This is a genomic window from Rhodanobacter sp. LX-99 (assembly GCF_018599185.1).
In the GTDB taxonomy this organism is placed as follows: domain Bacteria; phylum Pseudomonadota; class Gammaproteobacteria; order Xanthomonadales; family Rhodanobacteraceae; genus Rhodanobacter.
Genome location: NZ_JAHFVL010000002.1, coordinates 540859 through 561166, shown reverse-complemented (window position 1 = coordinate 561166; position 20308 = coordinate 540859). Strand labels below are relative to the sequence as shown.

General features: G+C 67.5%; 20 protein-coding genes. 6 read left to right on the top strand and 14 right to left on the bottom strand.

Going from position 1 to position 20308, the window contains the following annotated elements; translation table 11 throughout:
- Position 1: 1 nt before the first annotated feature.
- From ispD to KK131_RS13355, 5 genes are all read right to left on the bottom strand, one after another.
- Positions 2 to 700, bottom strand: coding sequence for a 2-C-methyl-D-erythritol 4-phosphate cytidylyltransferase (ispD, locus tag KK131_RS13375; protein ID WP_214557210.1), 699 nt, complete (start codon positions 698 to 700; stop codon positions 2 to 4).
- Positions 697 to 1032, bottom strand: a complete 336-nt coding sequence (gene ftsB / locus KK131_RS13370) for a cell division protein FtsB (RefSeq protein ID WP_056385358.1) — start codon at positions 1030 to 1032, stop codon at positions 697 to 699. The genes ispD and ftsB overlap by 4 nt, the downstream gene beginning before the upstream one ends.
- A gap of 10 nt (positions 1033 to 1042) precedes the next feature.
- Positions 1043 to 2341, bottom strand: a complete 1299-nt coding sequence (gene eno / locus KK131_RS13365; RefSeq protein WP_214557209.1) for a phosphopyruvate hydratase — start codon at positions 2339 to 2341, stop codon at positions 1043 to 1045.
- Positions 2342 to 2404: 63 nt separating this feature from the next.
- On the bottom strand, positions 2405 to 3241 hold the full coding sequence (gene kdsA / locus KK131_RS13360; protein WP_214557208.1) for a 3-deoxy-8-phosphooctulonate synthase: 837 nt from the start codon (positions 3239 to 3241) through the stop codon (positions 2405 to 2407).
- A complete protein-coding gene (locus KK131_RS13355) occupies positions 3238 to 4908 on the bottom strand; it encodes a CTP synthase (protein WP_214557207.1) in 1671 nt (556 codons plus the stop codon). Before KK131_RS13355 ends, kdsA begins: the two co-directional genes overlap by 4 nt.
- Positions 4909 to 5053: 145 nt before the next feature.
- On the opposite strand from KK131_RS13355, the gene KK131_RS13350 reads away from it, so the two are divergent.
- On the top strand, positions 5054 to 6853 hold the full coding sequence (locus KK131_RS13350) for an aminopeptidase P family protein (protein ID WP_214557206.1): 1800 nt from the start codon (positions 5054 to 5056) through the stop codon (positions 6851 to 6853).
- Positions 6854 to 6862: 9 nt separating this feature from the next.
- Here KK131_RS13350 and KK131_RS13345 read toward each other — a convergent pair whose 3' ends face one another.
- From KK131_RS13345 to KK131_RS13325, 5 genes are all read right to left on the bottom strand, one after another.
- On the bottom strand, positions 6863 to 7813 hold the full coding sequence (locus tag KK131_RS13345; protein ID WP_214557205.1) for a cysteine synthase family protein: 951 nt from the start codon (positions 7811 to 7813) through the stop codon (positions 6863 to 6865).
- A 1-nt stretch (position 7814) separates the two neighbouring features.
- Positions 7815 to 8156, bottom strand: coding sequence for a carboxymuconolactone decarboxylase family protein (locus tag KK131_RS13340; RefSeq protein WP_214557204.1), 342 nt, complete (start codon positions 8154 to 8156; stop codon positions 7815 to 7817).
- Positions 8157 to 8191: 35 nt separating this feature from the next.
- Positions 8192 to 9181 carry a lipoyl synthase gene (gene lipA, locus KK131_RS13335; RefSeq protein ID WP_214557203.1) on the bottom strand — a complete coding sequence of 330 codons (990 nt, stop codon included), beginning with the start codon at positions 9179 to 9181 and terminating at the stop codon, positions 8192 to 8194.
- Positions 9182 to 9287: 106 nt separating this feature from the next.
- Positions 9288 to 12044 (bottom strand): EAL domain-containing protein, encoded by a 2757-nt coding sequence (locus tag KK131_RS13330; protein ID WP_214557202.1) that lies wholly within the window; start codon positions 12042 to 12044, stop codon positions 9288 to 9290.
- A 64-nt stretch (positions 12045 to 12108) separates the two neighbouring features.
- Entirely contained in the window at positions 12109 to 12885 is a 777-nt protein-coding gene (locus KK131_RS13325) for an iron-containing redox enzyme family protein (protein WP_214557201.1), read from the bottom strand.
- A 719-nt stretch (positions 12886 to 13604) separates the two neighbouring features.
- On the opposite strand from KK131_RS13325, the gene KK131_RS13320 reads away from it, so the two are divergent.
- From KK131_RS13320 to KK131_RS13310, 3 genes are read left to right on the top strand one after another with little or no spacing between them, the layout of a single operon-like run.
- Entirely contained in the window at positions 13605 to 14003 is a 399-nt protein-coding gene (locus tag KK131_RS13320) for a metalloregulator ArsR/SmtB family transcription factor (RefSeq protein WP_214557200.1), read from the top strand.
- Positions 14004 to 14010: 7 nt separating this feature from the next.
- Positions 14011 to 14565 carry an SRPBCC family protein gene (locus KK131_RS13315; protein ID WP_214557199.1) on the top strand — a complete coding sequence of 185 codons (555 nt, stop codon included), beginning with the start codon at positions 14011 to 14013 and terminating at the stop codon, positions 14563 to 14565.
- A 39-nt stretch (positions 14566 to 14604) separates the two neighbouring features.
- On the top strand, positions 14605 to 15069 hold the full coding sequence (locus KK131_RS13310) for an SRPBCC family protein (RefSeq protein ID WP_214557198.1): 465 nt from the start codon (positions 14605 to 14607) through the stop codon (positions 15067 to 15069).
- Between the two features lie 28 nt (positions 15070 to 15097).
- Here KK131_RS13310 and KK131_RS13305 read toward each other — a convergent pair whose 3' ends face one another.
- From KK131_RS13305 to KK131_RS13295, 3 genes are all read right to left on the bottom strand, one after another.
- Entirely contained in the window at positions 15098 to 15619 is a 522-nt protein-coding gene (locus KK131_RS13305) for a DUF1697 domain-containing protein (RefSeq protein ID WP_214557197.1), read from the bottom strand.
- A gap of 133 nt (positions 15620 to 15752) precedes the next feature.
- Positions 15753 to 16271 (bottom strand): OmpA family protein, encoded by a 519-nt coding sequence (locus tag KK131_RS13300; protein ID WP_250887258.1) that lies wholly within the window; start codon positions 16269 to 16271, stop codon positions 15753 to 15755.
- 298 nt (positions 16272 to 16569) lie between these two features.
- Entirely contained in the window at positions 16570 to 16995 is a 426-nt protein-coding gene (locus tag KK131_RS13295; RefSeq protein WP_214557195.1) for a VOC family protein, read from the bottom strand.
- A gap of 184 nt (positions 16996 to 17179) precedes the next feature.
- On the opposite strand from KK131_RS13295, the gene KK131_RS13290 reads away from it, so the two are divergent.
- Positions 17180 to 19408, top strand: coding sequence for a penicillin acylase family protein (locus KK131_RS13290; RefSeq protein ID WP_214557194.1), 2229 nt, complete (start codon positions 17180 to 17182; stop codon positions 19406 to 19408).
- 113 nt (positions 19409 to 19521) lie between these two features.
- Here KK131_RS13290 and KK131_RS13285 read toward each other — a convergent pair whose 3' ends face one another.
- Positions 19522 to 19671, bottom strand: coding sequence for a hypothetical protein (locus KK131_RS13285; protein WP_214557193.1), 150 nt, complete (start codon positions 19669 to 19671; stop codon positions 19522 to 19524).
- Positions 19672 to 19839: 168 nt separating this feature from the next.
- Here KK131_RS13285 and KK131_RS13280 point away from each other — a divergent pair, with 168 nt between their 5' ends.
- On the top strand, positions 19840 to 20283 hold the full coding sequence (locus KK131_RS13280; protein WP_214557192.1) for a barstar family protein: 444 nt from the start codon (positions 19840 to 19842) through the stop codon (positions 20281 to 20283).
- Positions 20284 to 20308: the final 25 nt, after the last annotated feature.

Below are 20308 nucleotides of genomic sequence, written 5' to 3'. Positions count from 1 at the left end.
CTCATGCGACTGTCCTTGCAAGCAGGAACTCGGCCAGCGCGAAGTCCGCTGCCGTGGTTACCTTGATGTTGTCCTCGGCGCCTTCGACCAGCAGCGGCGCGAAGCCAGCCCGCTCCATCGCCATCGCCTCGTCGCTGACGTTCACGCCGCGCCGTACCGCCTCGCGCAGCGCCATCGCCAGTTGACCACGCCGGAACATCTGTGGCGTGAAGGCGCGCCAACGCAGGTCGCGCGGTTCGGTCGACTCGCTGCGGCCGGCCGTATTCGCCCGCTTCAGCGTGTCGCGCAGCGGCGCACCGAGCAGGCCGCCGTCAACGGCACCGGCCAGTTCGATCAACTTGCCGATATCGGCCAGCCGCACGCACGGTCGCGCGGCATCGTGCACCAGCACGAAATCGCCCGCGCCCACCGACGCGGGCAAGGCGTCGATCCCGGCCAGCACCGAATCGCTGCGTTCCGCGCCGCCGATCGCGGTCAGCACCGGCTTGCCGTTGAGCGTGTCGATGCCGGACCACTGCGCATCGCCGGCAGCCAGCGTCACCAGCAGGCCGGCGATCCGCGGATGCGCGGCGAGCCGTTCCAGCGTGTGCGCGATCAGCGGCCGCCCGGCCAGCGGCAGGTACTGCTTCGGGCAGTCACCGCCGACCCGGGCGCCGCGCCCCGCGGCCGGCACCACGCACCACAGCGCCGGCGCGCTCATGGCGATCCGGCAGGCGTGGCGGGTGGCGGTGGCGGTAGCGAGCTACCGGCGCGGGCCGGCTGCTCGACCACCTGGTAGAACACTTCGCCCGGCTTGATCAGCCCCAGTTCGGTGCGCGCACGCGCCTCGACCGCCTGGTCACCGTGCTTGAGGTCCAACACGTCGGCGCCGACCGCCTGGTTGCGCTGCAGCAGCTTCGCGTTCTCGTCGGTCTGCTTCTTCACCGCCACGCGCAAGCTGTCCACCTCGTGCATGCTGCCGCTGCCGGTCCACAGCTTCAGCTGCAGCCCGATCAGCAGCAGGATCAGAACCAGGGCGATCCAGCGCAGCATGGGCGGCCGTTCAGCCCGGCAGGCGGGTCAGGTTCGGGAACGCGTCGCGGCCGGCGTAGCGCGCGGCCGAGCCCAGCGCCTCCTCGATGCGCAGCAGCTGGTTGTACTTCGCCACGCGATCGCTGCGGCACAGCGAGCCGGTCTTGATCTGGGTCGCCGTGGTGGCCACCGCGATGTCAGCGATGGTGGTGTCCTCGGTCTCGCCGGAGCGATGCGAGATCACCGCCGCGTACTTCGCCGCGTCGGCCATCGCGATCGCTTCCAGCGTCTCGGACAGCGTGCCGATCTGGTTCACCTTGATCAGGATCGCGTTGGCGATGTGCTTCTCGATGCCCTCGCGGAAAATCGCCGGGTTGGTCACGAACAGGTCGTCGCCGACCACCTGCACGCGCTCGCCGATGGCGTCGGTCAGCAGCTTCCAGCCGTCCCAGTCGCCTTCGGCCATGCCGTCCTCGATGGTGACGATCGGATACTGCTTCGCCCAACTGGCGAGCAGGTCGACGAACTGCGCCGAGCTGTACTGCTTGCCTTCGCCGGCGAGGTCGTACTTGCCGTTCTTGTAGAACTCCGAGCTGGCCGCGTCGAGGCCGAGCAGGATCTCGCTGCCGACCTTGTAGCCGGTCTTGCCGATCGCTTCGAGGATGGTGTCGATCGCCTCGACGTTGGAGCGCAGGTTCGGCGCGAAACCGCCCTCGTCGCCCACCGCGGTGCTGAGGCCACGGCCGTGCAGCACGCTCTTCAGCGCATGGAAGATTTCCGCGCCGGCGCGCAGCGCCTCGGCGAACGTCGGCAGGCCGACCGGCAGGATCATGAACTCCTGCACGTCGACGTTGTTGTCGGCGTGCGCGCCGCCGTTGATGATGTTCATCATCGGCACCGGCAGCGCGCCGGGCTTGCCGTTCGACAAGTACTGCCACAGCGGCTCGCCGCGCGAGGCCGCCACCGCGTGCGCCGCCGCCATCGACACGCCGAGCAGCGCATTGGCGCCCAGCTTGCCCTTGTTCGGCGTGCCGTCCAGCGCGATCAGCTTCGCATCCAGGCCTTTCTGGTCGGCCGCATCGAAACCCTTCAGCGCCTCGGCAATCGTGCCGTTGGCGTTCGCCACCGCGTTCTTCACGCCCTTGCCGCCGTAGCGCGACTTGTCGCCGTCACGCAGCTCGACCGCCTCGCGCGAACCGGTGGAGGCGCCGCTGGGCACCGCGGCGCGGCCGAAGCCGCCGTCGGCCAGGGTGACTTCGGCTTCCAGCGTGGGGTTGCCGCGCGAGTCGAGGATTTCACGGGCGTGGATGCGGGTGATCTGGGTGCTCATGCGGTGTCCGTCTGCCTGGGTGGTGAATGAGTTGGAACGGGCGCATCGCTGCGCCCGGGTGTTTCAGGAAACATCCTGCTCCAGGAAGCGGTGCCGCTTGGTCACGGCATCCAGCTCCAGCAGGGTTTCCAGCAGCGCCTCCATCTTGCCCAGCGGCCACGCGTTCGGGCCGTCGGACAGCGCCTTGCTGGGGTCGGGGTGCGTCTCGGCGAACAGGCCGGCCACGCCGACCGCCACCGCGGCGCGCGCCAGCACCGGCACGAATTCGCGCTGGCCGCCCGAGCTGGCGCCCTGCCCGCCCGGCAACTGCACCGAATGGGTGGCGTCGAACACCACCGGGCAGCCGGTTTCGCGCATCACGCTGAGCGAGCGCATGTCCGACACCAGGTTGTTGTAGCCGAAGCTGGCGCCGCGTTCGCACACCATGATGTCGTCGTTGCCGACGGCTTTCGCCTTGGCCACCACATGCTTCATGTCCCACGGCGCCAGGAACTGGCCCTTCTTGATGTTCACCGGCTTGCCGGCGCGCGCCACCTTCTGGATGAAATCGGTCTGCCGGCACAGGAAGGCCGGCGTCTGCAGCACGTCGACCACCGACGCCACCTCGTCCATCGGCGTGTATTCGTGCACGTCGGTAAGCACCGGCACGCCGATCTGCCGCTTCACTTCGCCCAGGATGCGCAGGCCCTCTTCCAGCCCCGGCCCGCGGAAACTCTCGCCGGAGGAACGGTTCGCCTTGTCGAAGCTGGACTTGAAGATGAAGTTCACGCCGAGCCGGCCGGTGATTTCCTTCAGCGTGCCGGCGGTGTCCAGCTGCAGCTGTTCGGACTCCACCACGCAGGGGCCGGCGATCAGGAACAGCGGCCGGTCCAGGCCAACTTCGAAGCCGCACAACTTCATGCCACGTGCTCCCTGGCCAGCTTCTCGCCGTCGCGCACTGTCTTGTACTCGCGCGCGGCATGTACGAAACCGATGAACAGCGGGTGGCCGTCGCGCGGGGTCGAGGTGAATTCCGGGTGCGCCTGGCAGCCGAGGAACCACGGATGCCGTTGCTGCGGCAGTTCCACGATCTCGACCAGCAGGTCGTCCATCGACTTGCCGGAGATCACCAAGCCCAGGTCCTCGAACGGCTGGCGGTAGCGGTTGTTGAATTCGTAGCGATGGCGATGGCGCTCGCGCACCACGTCCTGGCCGTACAGCTCGCGCGCCAGCGTGCCGGCCTTGAGACGGCACTCCTGTGCGCCCAGGCGCATGGTGCCGCCGAGGTCGGATCGGTCGCTGCGCTGTTCGACTTCGCCGCTGGCCGTGGTCCACTCGGTGATCAGGCCGATCACCGGATTGGGCGTATTGCGGTCGTTCTCGCTGGAATCGGCGTCGGCCAGGCCGGCCACATGGCGGGCGAAATCCACCACCGCGGCATGCATGCCGTAGCAGATGCCGAAGTACGGCACGCCGTGCTCGCGCGCGTATTTCGCGGCCAGCACCTTGCCTTCGAAACCACGCTTGCCGAACCCGCCGGGGACCAGGATCGCGTCGGCCTTGCCGAGCACCTTGGCGGCGCCCTCGGCCTCGACCTGCTCGGAATCGATCCAGTCCAGGTTCACCCGCGTCTGCTGCTTGATGCCGCCGTGGCGCAGCGCCTCGCCCAGCGACTTGTAGGCATCCTTGTGCTCGACGTACTTGCCGACGATGGCGACGGTGATCTCGTCCTTGGGATGCTCCACCGCATCGACCGTGCGCTGCCAGGCGGACAGATCCGCGGGCTTGGCGTCGAGGCCGAGCCTCTTCACCACGATGTCGTCCAGGCCCTGCTGGTGCAGCCACAGCGGCTGCTTGTAGATGACGTCCACGTCGACGGCGCTGATCACCGCGTTTTCGGGCACGTTGGTGAACAGCGCGATCTTGCGCCGCTCGCCCTCGGGCAAAGCCTGCTCGCAGCGGCACAGCAGGATGTCAGGCTGGATACCGATCGAGCGCAGTTCCTTCACCGAATGCTGGGTCGGCTTGGTCTTCAGCTCGCCGGCGGCCTTGATGAACGGCACCAGGGTGAGGTGCATGAACACCACCTTCTCCGGGCCGTGCTCGATGCGCAGCTGGCGGATCGCCTCCAGGAACGGCAGCGACTCGATGTCGCCCACGGTGCCGCCGATCTCCACCAGCGCCACGTCGAAGCCGCGGGTGGCCTCGTGGATGCAGTGCTTGATCTCGTCGGTGATGTGCGGAATCACCTGCACGGTGGCGCCGAGATAATCGCCGCGGCGCTCCTTGCGGATCACGCTCTCGTAGATCTTGCCGGTGGTGATGGAATTTTTGCCGGTCAGGCGGGTGCGGACGAAGCGCTCGTAGTGGCCGAGGTCGAGATCGGTCTCGGCGCCGTCGTCGGTCACGTAGACCTCGCCGTGCTGGAACGGACTCATCGTGCCCGGATCCACGTTGATATAGGGATCGAGCTTCATCATGGTGACCGAAAGGCCGCGCGCTTCGAGAATGGAAGCGAGCGACGCCGCAGCAATGCCCTTGCCAAGCGAGGACACCACACCGCCGGTGACGAAAATCAGGGGGGTCATGGAAAGCAGCCGTGCTGGAAATTGGCATTTTAGCTGCAGAAGCGTTCCACTGCGAGATGGCAAGGCAGAATTCGTCGCGATCGGTTCATTTCCAGCCCCCTCGCGGCGGATGAAACGGCCGCGGGCCGCCTGCTAGCATGACCGGATGAACAACCCCGTCCCCGCCCGTCTCGCCGCCCTGCGCGCGGCCATGCAGCAGCACGGCGTCGCCGCCGTGCTGGTACCCAGCGCCGATCCGCACCTGTCCGAATACCTGCCGGCCCATTGGGCCGCGCGCGAATGGCTGTCCGGCTTCACCGGTTCGGCCGGCACCCTGATCGTCAGCCGCGACCAGGCCGGGCTGTGGACCGACTCGCGCTACTTCTCGCAGGCCGGGCAGCAGCTCGCCGGCAGCGGCGTCAGCCTGATGAAGCTGCGCGTGCCGCATACGCCCGAGCATCTCGAGTGGCTGCAGCAGCATCTGCACGAGGGCGACGTGCTGGCCGTGGCCGGCGACAGCGTGGCCGTGACCACCCAGCGCCAGATCGAGCGTCAGCTTGCCGGCAGCGGTGCCACGGTACGCACCGACCTGGACCTGCCCGGTGCGATCTGGGCAGACCGCCCGGCCCTGCCGCAGGCGCCGGTGGTCGAGCACGACCTGGCCTGGGCGTGCATCCCGCGCGCCGACAAGTTCACCCGCCTGCGCAAGGCGATGCACAGGCTCGGCGCCACCCATCACCTGCTGTCCAGCCTCGACGACATCGCCTGGCTGACCAACCTGCGCGGCAGCGACGTGGAGTGCAACCCGGTATTCCTGGCCCATCTGCTGGTACAGGCGGAACAGCGCGCCACCTTGTTCGTGGGCCGCGCCAAGCTCGGCGACGCGCTGGTCGCGAAACTGGCCGCCGACGGCATCGCCATCGCCGACTACGCCTCGATCACCTCGGCCCTGCAGGAGCTGGGCGCTGCCGACCGCCTGCTGCTGGACAGCGGCCGGGTGGTCAGCGCGGTCGCCGCAGCCATTGCGCCAGGTGTGGCGCGGATCGAGGCGCCGAACCCCAGCACTGCCTTCAAGGCAGTCAAGAGCGCCGCCGAACTCGACCATATCCGCGACGTGATGCGACGTGACGGCGCCGCCCTGGTGCGCGGCTTCCGCCGGCTGGAACAGCGCCTCGCCGCCGGCATGACGGTGACCGAACTCGACGTCGATACCTTGCTGCACGAGGAACGCTCGGCCCAGCCCGGCTGGGTCGGCGAAAGCTTCGCCACCATCGCCGGCTACCAGGCGAACGGCGCGCTGCCGCATTACCGCGCCACGCCGGAATCGCACAGCACGCTGCAGGCAAAGGGCCTGCTGCTGGTCGATTCGGGCGGCCAGTACCTCGGCGGCACCACCGACATCACCCGCGTGCTGGCGCTGGGCGAGACCACGCCGGAACAGCGCCGCGACGCCACCCTGGTGCTGAAGGGCATGATCGGGCTGTCGCGCGCACGCTTCCCGAAGGGCGCCAGCGGCCCGCAACTGGATGCGCTGGCGCGCGCGCCGCTGTGGGCTTCGGGCATGGATTACGGCCATGGCACCGGCCACGGCGTGGGCTACTTCCTCAACGTGCACGAGGGCCCGCAGTCGATCCGCCCGCCGGTCGCCGGCGGCGCGCTGGTGGCGCTGGAACCGGGCATGATCAGCTCGATCGAACCGGGCCTGTACAAGCCCGGCCGGCACGGCATCCGGCACGAGAACCTGGCCGTGGTGGTCGAGGCCGACCGCACCGAGTTCGGCGAATTCCTCGCCTTCGAGACGCTGACGATGTGCCCGTTCGACCGCCGCGCACTGGAGCCGGGCCTGCTCAACCCGGAGGAACGCGCCTGGCTGGACGACTACCACGCCAGCGTGCGCGCCGCGCTCAGCCCGCTGCTGGACGACGCCGACCTGGAGTGGCTGCACCGCCACTGCGCGCCGCTGTAGGCGGCGACTTCACTGGAAGTGCGCCGCGCCCACGTCGGCCGCGGCGGCCTGCATGAAGTATTCGTGCAGGTATTTTTCGCCCTCGTCGCAGAACACCGTGACCACGGTCTTCAGCTCCGGGAAGTTCTGCCGGACGCGCTTGGCGGCCAGCAGGTGCGCGCCGGAACTCGGCCCGCAGAACAATCCGTACGTGCGTGCCAGCCGTTTCATTTCGGCCACGGCATCGGCGCCGGACACGCTCAGCACTTCGTTCACCAGCCCCGCGTGGCGCTGGAAGATGCCCGGCACGAAGCCGTCCGAAATGCCCTCGATGGTATGCGCCGCAATCTCGCCGCACAGGATCGTGCACGACTCGGACGGCTCCATCGCGAACAGCCGCACGTCCGGATTGACCGCGCGAAACGCCTGGCCCACGCCGATCAGCGTGCCGCCGGTGCCCACGCCCAGCACCAGCGCATCGGGCGTGCGACCCGGCGGCAGCTGGGCGAGGATTTCCGGGCCGAGGATCAGCCGGTTCTCCTCCACGTTCCATTCCGATTCGAACTGGCTGGGGCAGAAGTAGCCCGCCTGCTGGCCGAGCCGCTGCGCGCGCACCAGCGCCTCGTTGACATGGAAGTTGCCGCAGAACAGCACGTCCGCACCGTACGCCCGCGAGATCGCCACGCGCTCGCTGGACATGCCTTCGGGCATCACCACCAGCATGTGGTAGCCCTTCACCGCCGCCACCATCGACAGCGCGTTGCCGGTGTTGCCGCTGGTCGCCTCCACGATGGTGTCGCCGGGCTTGAGCAGACCTTCGCGTTCCGCCCGCTCGATCATGTACTTGGCGATGCGCGCCTTGATCGAGCCGGAAGGATTGAGGAATTCGATCTTCGCGTAGACGCCCTCGATCTCCAGCAGCGGCGTGTCGCCCACCGCGTCGAGGATGCTGTCCGACACCGCGGCAAAGCGCGTGGCCATTTCAGGCCGCCTCGTGTGCGTGCTGCATCACGTCCAGCGCCAGGATGGAATGCGCGTACGCGCCGCCGGCGCGCATCTCGGCGGCGACCCAGACCGCCTCCATGATCTGCTGCTCGCTGGCTCCCTGCTTCAAGGCTTCGGCCGTATGGCCCTTGATGCAGTAGGGGCATTGGGTGACGTGCGCCACCGCCACCGCGATCAGCTGCTTGGTGACGTTCGGCAACGCGCCATCGGCGAATACCGCGGCACTGAACGCCTTGAACGCCTTCAGCGGTTCCGGCGCCAGTTCACGGCGCTTGTGCGCCAGCTCCACGCTGGATGACGGATACATCGGATGTTCCATGGCGACACTCCTTGCAGGTGATCGGCCGCATGCTCCTAGACACCCAGCTGCAGTCCGAGATTGTTGTGCTCCAGCACGCGTTCGGCGCGATAGCTCGAACGCACCAGCGGCCCGGCGACCGCCTCCAGGAAGCCCTTGCCCAGCGCCAGTTCGCGGTAGTGCCGGAACTCGTCCGGCGTGACGAAACGCTGCACCGGCAGGTGGTGCGGGCTGGGCCGCATGTACTGGCCCAGCGTAACGACATCGACGTGGGCGCCGCGTATATCGTCCAGCGTGCGCTCGATCTCCGCGTCGGTCTCGCCCAGGCCCAGCATCAGGCTGGTCTTGGTCAGCGTCTTCGGCGCGTGCCGCTTGGCGAAGGCCAGCACGCCGAGCGTCTGCGCATAGCCGGCGCGCGGATCGCGCACGGGGTGGGTCAGCCGTTCCACCGTCTCGATGTTCTGCGCGTAGGTGACCAGGCCGGCGTCGAGCACCGTGGCGACCGCCGCGAGATTGCCGGCGAAATCCGGCGTCAGCGCCTCCACCGCGGTTTGTGGCGAGCGCTGGTGGATCGCCTGCACGCAGGCGGCGTAGTGCGCCGCGCCGCCGTCGGCCAGATCATCGCGATCGACCGAGGTCAGCACCACGTACTTCAGCCCCATCAGCGCCACCGCGTCGGCGACCTGCAGCGGCTCCAGCGGATCGAGCCAGCCGTTCGGGTTGCCGGTGCTGACCGAGCAGAACTTGCACGCACGCGTGCATACCGAGCCCATCAGCATCAGCGTGGCGGTGCCGCGGCCCCAGCACTCGGCGATGTTCGGGCACTTCGATTCGGCGCATACCGTATTCAGCTTGTGGCTGCGCACGATCTCGTGCACCGCCGAGTACTGCGCGCCGCTGGGCAGCCTGACCCGCAGCCAAGGCGGCTTGCGGTCGACATCCGGCACGCCGGTGGCGGCGTTCGGGCGAATGCCGCCCTTGACCGCACGGGTGCCTTGCGGGCTGACGTACTTGCTGCCGTCGGGAACGGATTCGCTGCTGGACATGAGGTGCGCGGTTCGGGAAAACCCATGCAGTCTCCCGCGACCTCCGCCCAGGCGCCCTGATGCATGTCAAGGCAGCCGGGACCGGCCCCGCGCGCGGTGCGCCGGATCAGCTGCGCTTCGGCGGCACCAGTTTCAGGCGCGCCGGCACCGACGGCTGGTTCGGACACAACAGGCGCTGCACTTCCTCGGGCCGCAACGGGTAGGAGTACAGGTAGCCCTGCCCCTCCATGCAACCGCTGCGCAGCAGGAAATCGTGCTGTGCCTCGGTCTCGATGCCCTCGGCAATCGTGGTCAGGCCGAGGCTTTTCGCCATCGCCAGCATCGCCTCGGTGATTGCCGCGTCGTTGCTGTCGCCCGGCAGGCCGGTGACGAAGGAGCGGTCGATCTTCAGGTAGGCCACCGCGGGCAGCTTGAGATAGGCCATCGAGGAGTAGCCGGTGCCGAAATCGTCGATCGCCACTTCGATGCCGAGCGTGTGCAGAGTCTGCATGGTGCGCTCGATGTCGTCGCCCAGGCGCAGCATCGCGCTCTCGGTGATCTCCAGCATCAGGCGGCTCGCCGACAGGTGCCGCGACTGCAGGGTCCGGCTGATCCCGTCGACGAAGGCCGGATGGCCGAACCAGCGCGCCGAGATGTTCACCGCCACGCGGATCGGCGGCACGCCGGCCAGGTCCCAGGCCTGGATCTGCGCGCAGGTGGCCTGCATCACCCACTCGTCGATGCGGCGGATCAGGCCCAGGCCTTCCGCCACCGGAATGAATTCGGCCGGCAGCACCTCGCCGCGCTCCGGATGCTGCCAGCGCACCAGCGCCTCGACCGCCACGATGCGGCCCGTGCGCAATTCCACGCTGGGCTGGAACACCAGGTGGAATTCGTTGCGTGCCAGCGCCTGGCGCAGCTCGGTGGCCAGTTGCAGCCGCCGGCGGGTATCGGCGTGCATCATCGGCGTATAGAAGCGGAACGCATTGCGCTCCTCGGTCTTCGCCGCATACATCGCCGCGTCGGCGTTCGCGATCAGCGCCGCCGCGTTGTCGCCATCCAGCGGATAGCCGGCCACGCCGATGCTGGCGCTGAGCACGATCTCGTAATCGTCCACCAGCAGCGGCTCGGACAAGGTCCCGAGCAGGCGATTGACGATCGCCCGCGCGTCCTCGCGCAGGATCAGCCGCGGGATCAGCACGGTGAACTCGTCGCCGCCGATGCGCCCGGCCACGTCGCCCTCGGACAACTGCCGGCGGATCCGTTCCGCCACCTTCATCAGCAGGCGGTCGCCGATCGCATGGCTGTAGCTGTCGTTGACGATCTTGAAAGCATCCAGGTCGATAAACAGCACGACCACGGCCAGCCGCTCGCGCTCGGCCACCGCGATCGCCTCGGCGCAGTACCGCTCGAATTCCGCCCGATTGACCAGACCGGTCAGCGGGTCGTGCCGCGCCATGTGCTCCAGCCGGTGCTGGTTCGCCTTCGCCTCGTGGATATCGGTGAGCACGGCGACGTAGTAGACCACCTGGCCTTCGCCGTCGCGGATCGCGCTGATGCTCAGGTGCTCGGGATAGCTGCTGCCGTCGCTGCGGGTGCTCAGGACCTCGCCCATCCAGTTGTGGCCGGCGGCGACACTGTCCCAGATCGATTGCGGCAACGGCTTGCCATTGGGCAGGCAGCGGGTGTCGTCGAGGCGCTTACCGTGCAGCGACTGGCTGGTGAAACCGGTCAGTTCGGTATGCGCCGCATTGGTCGAGATCACCCGCCGCCCGGCATCGGCGATGATCACGCCTTCGGCGATATTGGCCAGCGCCTCGGCGGCGATCTGGCGTTCCCGCTCCATCGCCACCCGCTCGGAGATGTCGCGGATGATCGCCTGGCGCACCCGCTGGTTGCCCCAGTTGGCCAGGCTGGTCTGCGTTTCCACCGGACGTGCATGGCCATCCGCATCCAGCAGTGCGTTGGTGGCGGCCCGCCCGGCCTGCTGCCCCGCCATGGATTGCAGGAACAAGTGCACGAAACGGTCGCCGACAAGCTCGTCCGCGCGGCGCCCGGTCCACACCGCGGCGGTGCGGTTGACGTCCAGGATCCGCCCACTGGCCTCGTCGACCATCACGATCGCATCGGCGGCGCTGTCGAACAGCAGGCGGTAGCGTTCCTCGCTGCCGCGAATGCTTTCCAGAATGCGGCGCGCCATGCGCAGCCACAGCAGTGCGGCGATCAGGAACGCGCTCAGCACGGCCCAGAACAGCAGTTCGCCCAGCCACACGGCTCCCTTCACGACTTCGATCGAGAACAGGTCCGTGCGCGGCTCCATATAGGCGTTGAGTGCCTTGATGCGCCCACGTTGCCGCGCGATCTCGGCTGGCGACGGCCCGCCGGCGCGGTAAGCGGCATGCAGTTCGTCCGCGATCGTGCCGAGCTCGGCGATCGACGCATCGGTGGAACGCCAGGCCGCCAGCGCCTCGCGTATGTGCGGCATGCCCGGGAAGTGCCGCAGCATGAAGGTCATGCCCGGTTGTGCCGCCGGCATGATGTTGCCGCGCTCGAATACGCGGGTGATGCCTTCCTTGCTGTAATCACCGGAGATGATCGCGTCGCGACCCCAGCGATCGGATTCGAGCAGCCCGTGATGATCCTGGAAACCGGCCAGGTCCGCGGCGTCGCCGTCGAGCGCGTAGTTGTCCAGGTCGATCACGGCCTGCTTCTGCGCCTTGGACCAGACACTCTCGCTGTTGAGGAAACCAGCGAGAGTGACCTGGACCTGCAGCACGCCCCAGGTCAGCGCCATGATCAACGCGACCGCCACCGCCAGCGCATAGGCCAGCGGCAGCAGGCGCCGTGTCAGAGGTTTCTGCAAACTGTTGCCGGTGGAGTGCATCGCCTGCCCATTCGGTTGATGATGCGGCTCACTTCCATGAATACAGTCTGTTCCGGGTATCGACTCAAGCTGCAGCTTCTTTAGCCAACCATAGGTCACGACACGACCGGATGCACCGGTCACCAAGCAGGATCATGCTCATGTAGCTCCGCTTGATGCACTCGGCCAGATGCGCCACGTCATCGGCCGAGGGTGTCTCGCCCATCAGGGTACACACTATATCCAATGCCTCCCACGGGTGAACGTCGTCGTAGGCGGCGTGCAGGTGCAGCCAGCGCAGGCTGGACGCCCGGATCGCCGGATCGAAGCTCTCGCGGTACTTCGCGCTGTCGTAGATCATCTGCGACCACTCGCCGGTGACCCCTTCGATCGCATAGTTGGTGGCCACCATGCCGGCCGCCAAGGTACCGCGAGCGCTGATTTCCTCGCACCAGCGGGTGAGCCCGTCAGTGCCATGCGGAGGTACCCCGTGCAACAGGTCGTCGCGCGGCACACCGGCACCCTCGGCCCAGTTCAGCCAGTACTCGGCGTGATTCTGCTCGACCCGGATATTGCGCACCAGCCAGCGCCGGGCCTTGTCGTCGCCCGGGCTGCGGCCATAACGGGTCTTCAGCAGGTTCAGCGCCATGAAGCTGGGGAACCGCTCGATGAACGGCCACAGGCCCATCATGAAGTTGCGGGTGGATTCGTGGTCGAGCTGCAGTGCGGTCATCATGCGCCAGATGTCGTGGTCCAGGACGCGCTGCTTGGTAGCCGCGCAATCGGCCACCATGTCCTGCGCCCACTGCGGGTAGCTGCTCAGTTCGGTCAGGGGGCCGGTACGCTCGAAAAGGGTATTCATTTGATTCACCTCGGTCGTCAATGGAGCTGCAGTCGACTGCAGCGTTGATGGCCGGCAGGCAGTACAGAGCCTCCCATGCCGGCCGTGATCCGGCATCGCGGGTGATGCCGAAATTCCTTGATGCATGACCCTTGTGGCGGCGGCCCCCATCGCACAAGCCATGCCCCGGAGCGCGTACGCGCAGTACGCCAGCTCGCCTGTTTTTGCTGTGGCCCCGGTTTCGCCTCGACCGGATGGACGGCCAATCCAGCCCGCCCTGTCCACATGTCGTGCACGGGGAGAAGAAAATGCCGGCCGCGGCAACTCGGGGAAAATCTGCGCAGACCATGGCCCGATTCCGGCACCGGCGGGCAACTGTGCCCCTGCCACCACCGGATACTCGCCCACACGCCGTCGAAGGGAAAGCTCCCTGAGCACTGGATTGATGGACAGCGGCAACATCCAGGGCCACGGCGCCTGCCTCCAGCCGGATTACTCAGCCGAGGCGTTGCACCGTATCGGCGAAGACACCGCAGCGGCAACCGCACGGCAGTGGCGCCACTGACCCTGCATGCCGGATTCGCAGGATTTCGTGCGCGCCACCCGCGGCGATCAGGGGCGACCTCGGCGTGCGTGCCCTGCCGCGCCAGTGGCGGGCCTCGACCTGATAGGGGTCGCATTTGACACGCTGATCGCCTGGTCGTAATTTACCAAAAGGTAAATTACGACCAGGCCCCCGCATGTCCGCCGACCCGCTCAGCGCCACGTTCGCCGCCCTCGCCGACCCGACCCGCCGCGCCATCCTGGCCCGCCTCGCCTCGGGCCAGGCCTCGGTCACCGAGCTGGCGCAGCCGTTCGACGTCACCCTGCCGGCGATCACCAAGCACCTGAAAGTGCTCGAACGCGCCGGCCTGGTCGCACGCAGCCGCGAGGCGCAATGGAGGCCATGCCGACTGCAGCCGCAGCCGCTGCGTGCGGTGGCCGACTGGGTACAGCAGTACCGCGCGATGTGGGAACAGCGCCTCGACCGGCTGGAGGACTATCTGCGCGAACTCCACTTCGCCGACGCAACGCCGGCCGTAGCCACAAAGAAAAAAACCGCCTCGCACCCATCGCGCACGCGCAAACCCGGGAGGTAACCCCACCATGACTTCATCCGACTTCGACACCGGACCACTGGCCCAGGTCGACTGCCGGCGCGATGCCGACGGCTGGACCCTGGTCTTCGTGCGCGAACTGCCGCAGCCACCCGAGCGCGTATGGGACGTGCTCACCGACCCCAGCCACCTGCGTGCCTGGTCGCCGTATACCGCGAACCGCAACCTCGGCGAGGTCGGCGACGCCAGCCTGAGCATGCTCGACAGCGAGCAGCCGGACATCCCCACCACGGTGACCCGTGCCGAGCCGCCGCGCGTGCTGGAATACAGCTGGCAGCTGGAGCAGTTCGGCCGGAGCGTGCTGCGCTGGGAACTGCAGCCGAGCGCGGGCGGCACGCGGCTGACCCTGCGCCAGACCATCCGCGACCAGGACTGGATCCCCAAGGTCGCCGCCGGCTGGCACCTGTGCCTGCATGTGGCCGAACGCCTGCTGCAGGGCCGGCCTATCGCACCGATCATCGGCGAGGCCGCACTCGACCATGGCTGGGAAGAGCTGCGCGCTGCCTACGCGGCACGGCTGCACGTTCCCAGCGGCGACCGCTGACTGTCGGTCCCGAAACCCCGACCTTCGATGGAGATACCCGTGAAGATCACCCACGTACCCGTCGCCAACGCCGGCATGCTGATCCGCAAACCCGTCGCGGAAGTCTTCGAGGCTTTCGTGGATCCCGCCATCACTTCCCGCTTCTGGTTCAGTCACGGCAGCGCGCGGCTGCAGGCGGGCCGGCAGGTCCGCTGGGACTGGCGGATGTACGACGTCTCCGTGCAGGTCGCCGTGAAGGCGCTCGAGCAGGACCGACGCATACTCATCGAGTGGGGGAACCTCGACGCCACCACCACGGTGGAATGGCAGTTCACCGCGCGCCCCGACCACACGACTTTCGTCGACATCAGCAACCGCGGCTTCCAGGGCAATGGCGACGAGGTAGTGAAGCAGGCGCTCGATTCCACCGGAGGGTTTGCCCTGGTGCTCGCCGGCGCCAAGGCCTTCCTCGAACACGGCATCGCCCTGAACCTGGTCGCCGATCGCTTTCCGGATGGCCTCTGAACCCTTTCCGGCATAGCCGTCGCAGCACTCAACCCGCAGGCTTGCCGGCGGCCATGCCGGCGAGTTTCGCGATGGTGTTCATGTTGCGCGCGGTGCCCGCCTTCGCGGCCGGAATCTTCAGCCGCGAGTCGGCCATGCCTTCGCCGTAATGCACGTAGATCTCGCGCTGCCCCAGCGCCAGCCGCTCGCCATTCAGGCCGGTGGCCTCCTGCAACGCGCCCGGCGGCACCGGCGCATCCAGGAAAATCGCCACCACCCGGTTGCCTGCCGCTTCCGGAAACGGATTGCCGGCAAGCACGGCGGCCATCTCGGCCGCCGTGCGCACCACCACCCCGACCGGTTTTCCCGCGTAATCCTGCAGCCGTCGTTCCAGCGCCTTCTTCACCGCCTTCTCGGCGAGCCGGCTGCCGAACACCACATTGCCGCTGGCAATATAGGTGCGCACGTCCGCGAAGCCGGCCGCCTCGCACATGGCCTTGAGTTCGCCCATCGGCAATTTGCCGGTGCCGCCCACGTTGACGGCGCGCAACAGCGCTATGTAACTGGTCACGCCGCGGTCACCGCACGGGACAGGAAGGCGCCAGTCTCGCTGCCGCTTCCAGCTTGTTCAAGTGCACGGCGCGCAGGCACTTCCGGCCAGCGGGCGACGCAGGAACGGGGCGCGACGTGCGCGCCCCGCCGGATCAACCGGCGTAATCGACCACCAGGGCCACGCGGCGATTGTTGCCGCCGGACTCGCGCGCTGCACCCGGCTCCACCTGGCGATTGCGCGATTCACCGTAGCTGACGGCGCGCACCTGGGTATCGGGCATGCCTTCGGTGGAAACCAGATAGTCGCGCACGGCATCGGCGCGCTTCTGCCCCAGCCGCTTGTTGTAGGCGCTGGAACCGGCCGGGTCGGTGAAGCCTTCCACGGTCACCACGGCGTTGCTGTGGTGTTCCTTCATCACCCGGGCAAAGTCCTGCAACATCGCCTTGTCCTGGTCGTTGAGGTCGGCCTTGTTGAACTCGAAATGGGCCACCGTGTCCACGCGCAGCCGTCCCTGCATTTCGGTCAAGGTGGCATCGTACTTGGCAAACCGTTGCTCCATGTCGGCCTTGAGCGAATCAAGCTGCTGCTGCATCTGCGCATCGTTGCTTTGCAGCTTGCTGATGGCCGCGTCGTAATCGGTGCGCTTGACGTAGTTGCTGCAGCCCGCCATGGCCGTCACAGCTGCCAGGGCGACAGCGAAACCTGCGGCACGAGATGATCGATTCAGCATGGGGAGTTCTCCTCTTGTCAGATCGGAATGCTGCGGCAGAGTGCACGCGAGTGCACCGCAACCTGTCAGATCATGCAGCAGGAAAACTGCACAGTCCGAAAACCCCTGTGCGTATCTTGCACACACCCGTTTACCGCAAATTCAGTTCGGATGGCCAAATCATGGCGATGGCGGGATATGGCGCCAGCATGCCGCCATCGGAAAGGCGTCGCCACCACCCGCGTCCGCCGTGGCTTCATCACCCCGGTGTACTCGGCACCAGCACCATCCACGCCACGCCGAAGCGGTCGACCAGCATGCCGAAGCTGGAGGCGAAGAAGGTCGGCATCAGCGGCTGCTGCACCTGGCCGCCATCGGCAAGTGCGTCGAACAGGCGTTTCGCCGCAATGTCGTCGTCGGCGGAAAGCGCCAGCGAGAAGCCCTTGAACTCGGGATGGCCGCCGCTGAAACCGTCCGAGACCAGGACCTGGGTCGAACCGATCTGCAGGCAGGCGTGCATCACCTTGTCCGCCGGCGGCTGCGTGCCGTCGGGGCACTGGGCGGAGCCGTCCGGGCCGTCGGCATAGCGCATCAGCATGACCACCTCGGCGCCGATCGCCTGGCGGTAGAACGCGATGGCCTCTTCGCAGCGGCCGTCGAAGAACAGGTAGGGCTGGGTTTCCATGGCGTGACCTCGTCGTCGGGTAGGCAAAACGGAGCCGGCACAGCGGCTCACTGGGATACGACGAGCGGGCCAGCCGCAAATCGACAGCCCGTCATCCACGTCCCGGCTTTGCAAGCACGGCCCAGTGGTGGTCAACTCCATGAAACATGGCGGCACCGACGACCACCAAGGGGATAACCGGCTGATGCATACACACACCTCGAACAACCCGTGCCCGCGGGCACGCCACCAGCACCTGTCGCGCCTGCTGCTGGCCGCAGCGCTGTTCGCGTTCGGGCTGGTCGCCACCGCACGGGCCGCCCCGCCCGAACAGGCGCGCTGGCAGCGCCAGGCGCAGGCGGTCACGATCACCCGCGACGACTGGGGCATCGCCCACGTGCACGGCAAGACCGACGCCGACGCGGTGTTCGGCATGGCCTACGCCCAGGCCGAGGACGACTTCAACCGGGTCGAGACGAACTACCTCAACGCGCTGGGCCGGCTCGCCGAGGCCGAGGGCGAATCGGCGATCTGGAGCGATCTGCGGCAGCAACTGTTCATCGACCCGGTCGAGCTGCAGGCGCTGTACGCGAAGAGTCCCGCCTGGCTGCAGGCACTGATGAACAGCTGGGCCGACGGGCTGAACTACTACCTGGCCACGCATCCCGACGTGCATCCGCGCGTCATCGAACATTTCGAACCGTGGATGGCGCTCAGCTTCAGCGAGGGCAGCATCGGCGGCGACATCGAGCGGGTCTCGCTCGAACAGCTCGCCGCGTTCTACGGCACCGACGGCCAGAAATTCGCCGGGGTGGAAACGCCGGCAAGCTGGGTCGAACCGACCGGATCGAACGGCTTCGCGATCGCGCCGAAGCTCAGCGCCAACGGCCACGCGCTGTTGTGGATCAACCCGCACACCTCGTTCTTCTTCCGCTCCGAGCTGCAGATGTCCAGCGACGCGGGACTGGACGCCTACGGCGCGGTGACCTGGGGCCAGTTCTTCGTCTACCAGGGTTTCAACCGGCACATCGGCTGGATGCACACGTCCACCGGCGCCGACGTGGTCGACGAGTTCGCCGAAACCATCGTGCACAAGGGCGGCAAGCTGTTCTATCGCTACGGCAAGGAACTGCGGCCGGTCACCACGCGCACGATCCGCGTGCCGTACCGCGCGAAGGACGGCTCGATGGCCACGCGCAGCTTCGCCGCGCACTTCACCCATCACGGCCCGATCGTGCGCGCGGCCGACGGCAAATGGATCGCCGTCGCGCTGATGAACAAGCCGCTGGAAGCGCTCGAGCAGAGCTGGCTGCGCACCAAGGCCAGCGACTACGCCAGCTACATGAAAGTCGCCGAGCTCAAGGCCAACTCCTCGAACAACACGATCTTCGCCGACGACAAGGGCGAGATCGCATACATGCACCCGCAGTTCATCCCGAAGCGCGACAACCGCTTCGACTACACGAAACCGGTCGACGGCAGCGACCCGGCCACCGACTGGAAAGGCCTGCACGCGCTCGACGAAGCGCCGCACCTGCTCAACCCGCCGAACGGCTGGATCATGAACACCAACAACTGGCCGTACTCCGCCGCCGGCAAATTCAGCCCGCGGCAGGCAGACTACCCGCGCTACATGGACACCTTCGGCGAAAACCCGCGCGGCATCCACGCCACCCGCGTGCTGGATGGCGTGCGCGATTTCAGCAAGGCCTCGCTGATCACCGCCGCGTTCGACTCCTTCCTGCCGGCGTTCTCGCGGCTGGTGCCGGTGCTGGTCCACGACTACGACATGCTGCCCGACAACGATCCGCTGAAGCCGCGCCTGGCCGGCCAGATCGCCCTGCTGCGCGGCTGGGATTACCGCTGGGGCATCGCCTCGATGCCGACCTCGCTGGCGGTGTTCTGGGGCGATATCCTGTGGGACCAGGTGCACGCCGAGGCCGAGTCCGAACACCAGTCGGTCTACGACTACATGGCCGGCAATGCCGGCGCGAAGGCGCGCCTGGGCGCACTGGTCGAGGCGTCCGACCGGCTGGAAAAGGATTTCGGCAGCTGGGGCGTGCCGTGGGGCGAGATCAACCGCTTCCAGCGCAACGACGGTGCCATCGTGCAGAAGTTCGACGATGCCAGGCCGAGCATCCCGGTGCCGTTCGTGTCGTCACGCTGGGGTTCGCTCGCCTCGTTCGGCGCGCACCGCTGGCCGGGCACGAAGCGCTACTACGGGACCAGCGGCAACAGCTTCGTCGCCGTGGTCGAGTTCGGCCCGAAAGTCAGCGCCCGCGCTCTCACCGCCGGCGGCGAGAGCGGCCACCCGGACTCGAAGCACTTCAACGACGAAGCCGAGCGCTACGCCACCGGCAACCTGCGCACGGTGTACTTCTGGCCGGAGCAACTGGAGGGGCATACCGAGCGTACCTATCATCCCGGCTCATGAGGATGCGCGGATTTCCCGGGCGCCGGTCAACATTCGCGCCCGGGGATGCCTGCTGCGCGGCTGCCGCTACGGAAACGCGCTCCGCATCCGTATCCGCATCCGGGCAAATTCCTTCAGTGCCGCTTGAAGTACTGCACCTCGCGCTCGTGCTTCTCGGCAGCCTCGCGCGTCTTGAACGTGCCGAGGTTGCGGCGCTTGCCGGTGTCCGGGTCCTTCTTGCGCGAATACAGCCGGTACTCGCCCGACTTCAGTTTGCGAATCATGGCGCGACCTCCTTGCCGCACCCTGGCAGGATCAGGGTCGAGAACACGTGACCGGATTCCGGCGCCCCGGCATGCGTGGGTACTTGCCGCCACCGGCCGGTTTCGACCTGGCGCACACACACGGCGGCACATGATGCGCGGCGACTGCAGCCGCCACGAGGCCAGGCGATGACAAGCAAGGTGCTGGGAATCGATCTGCATGACGCCGGCCGCGACGGCGTGTACCGCATCGCGCCGGATGACCCGGCCACCCTGGCGGACGACGCCCGGCGTGCCGGCCTGCATCTGTTGCGGCTCGACCTCGCGCACTGCCGCGATGCCGACGACCTGCTGCATCGCCTGGCCGGAGCGTTCGCGTTCCCGGCCGGCGCCGGGCACGGCTGGGATGCTCTGGCCGCAGGCCTGGGCGATCTCCACTGGTTGCCGGCACCCGGCTATGTCTTGCTGCTCGATCACGCACAGGCACTGCAGGTCGAGGCACGCGAGGCATTCGGAAGACTGCACCGGATGCTGGACGGCGTGGCGAAGCACTGGCATGCACGCGGCATACCGTTCTTCGTGTTCCTGGAATATCCCGACAACGAGACGCGCGACGCCGCCATCGACGCGTAAGTGCCGTTGGCTCGCGATGGCGGCC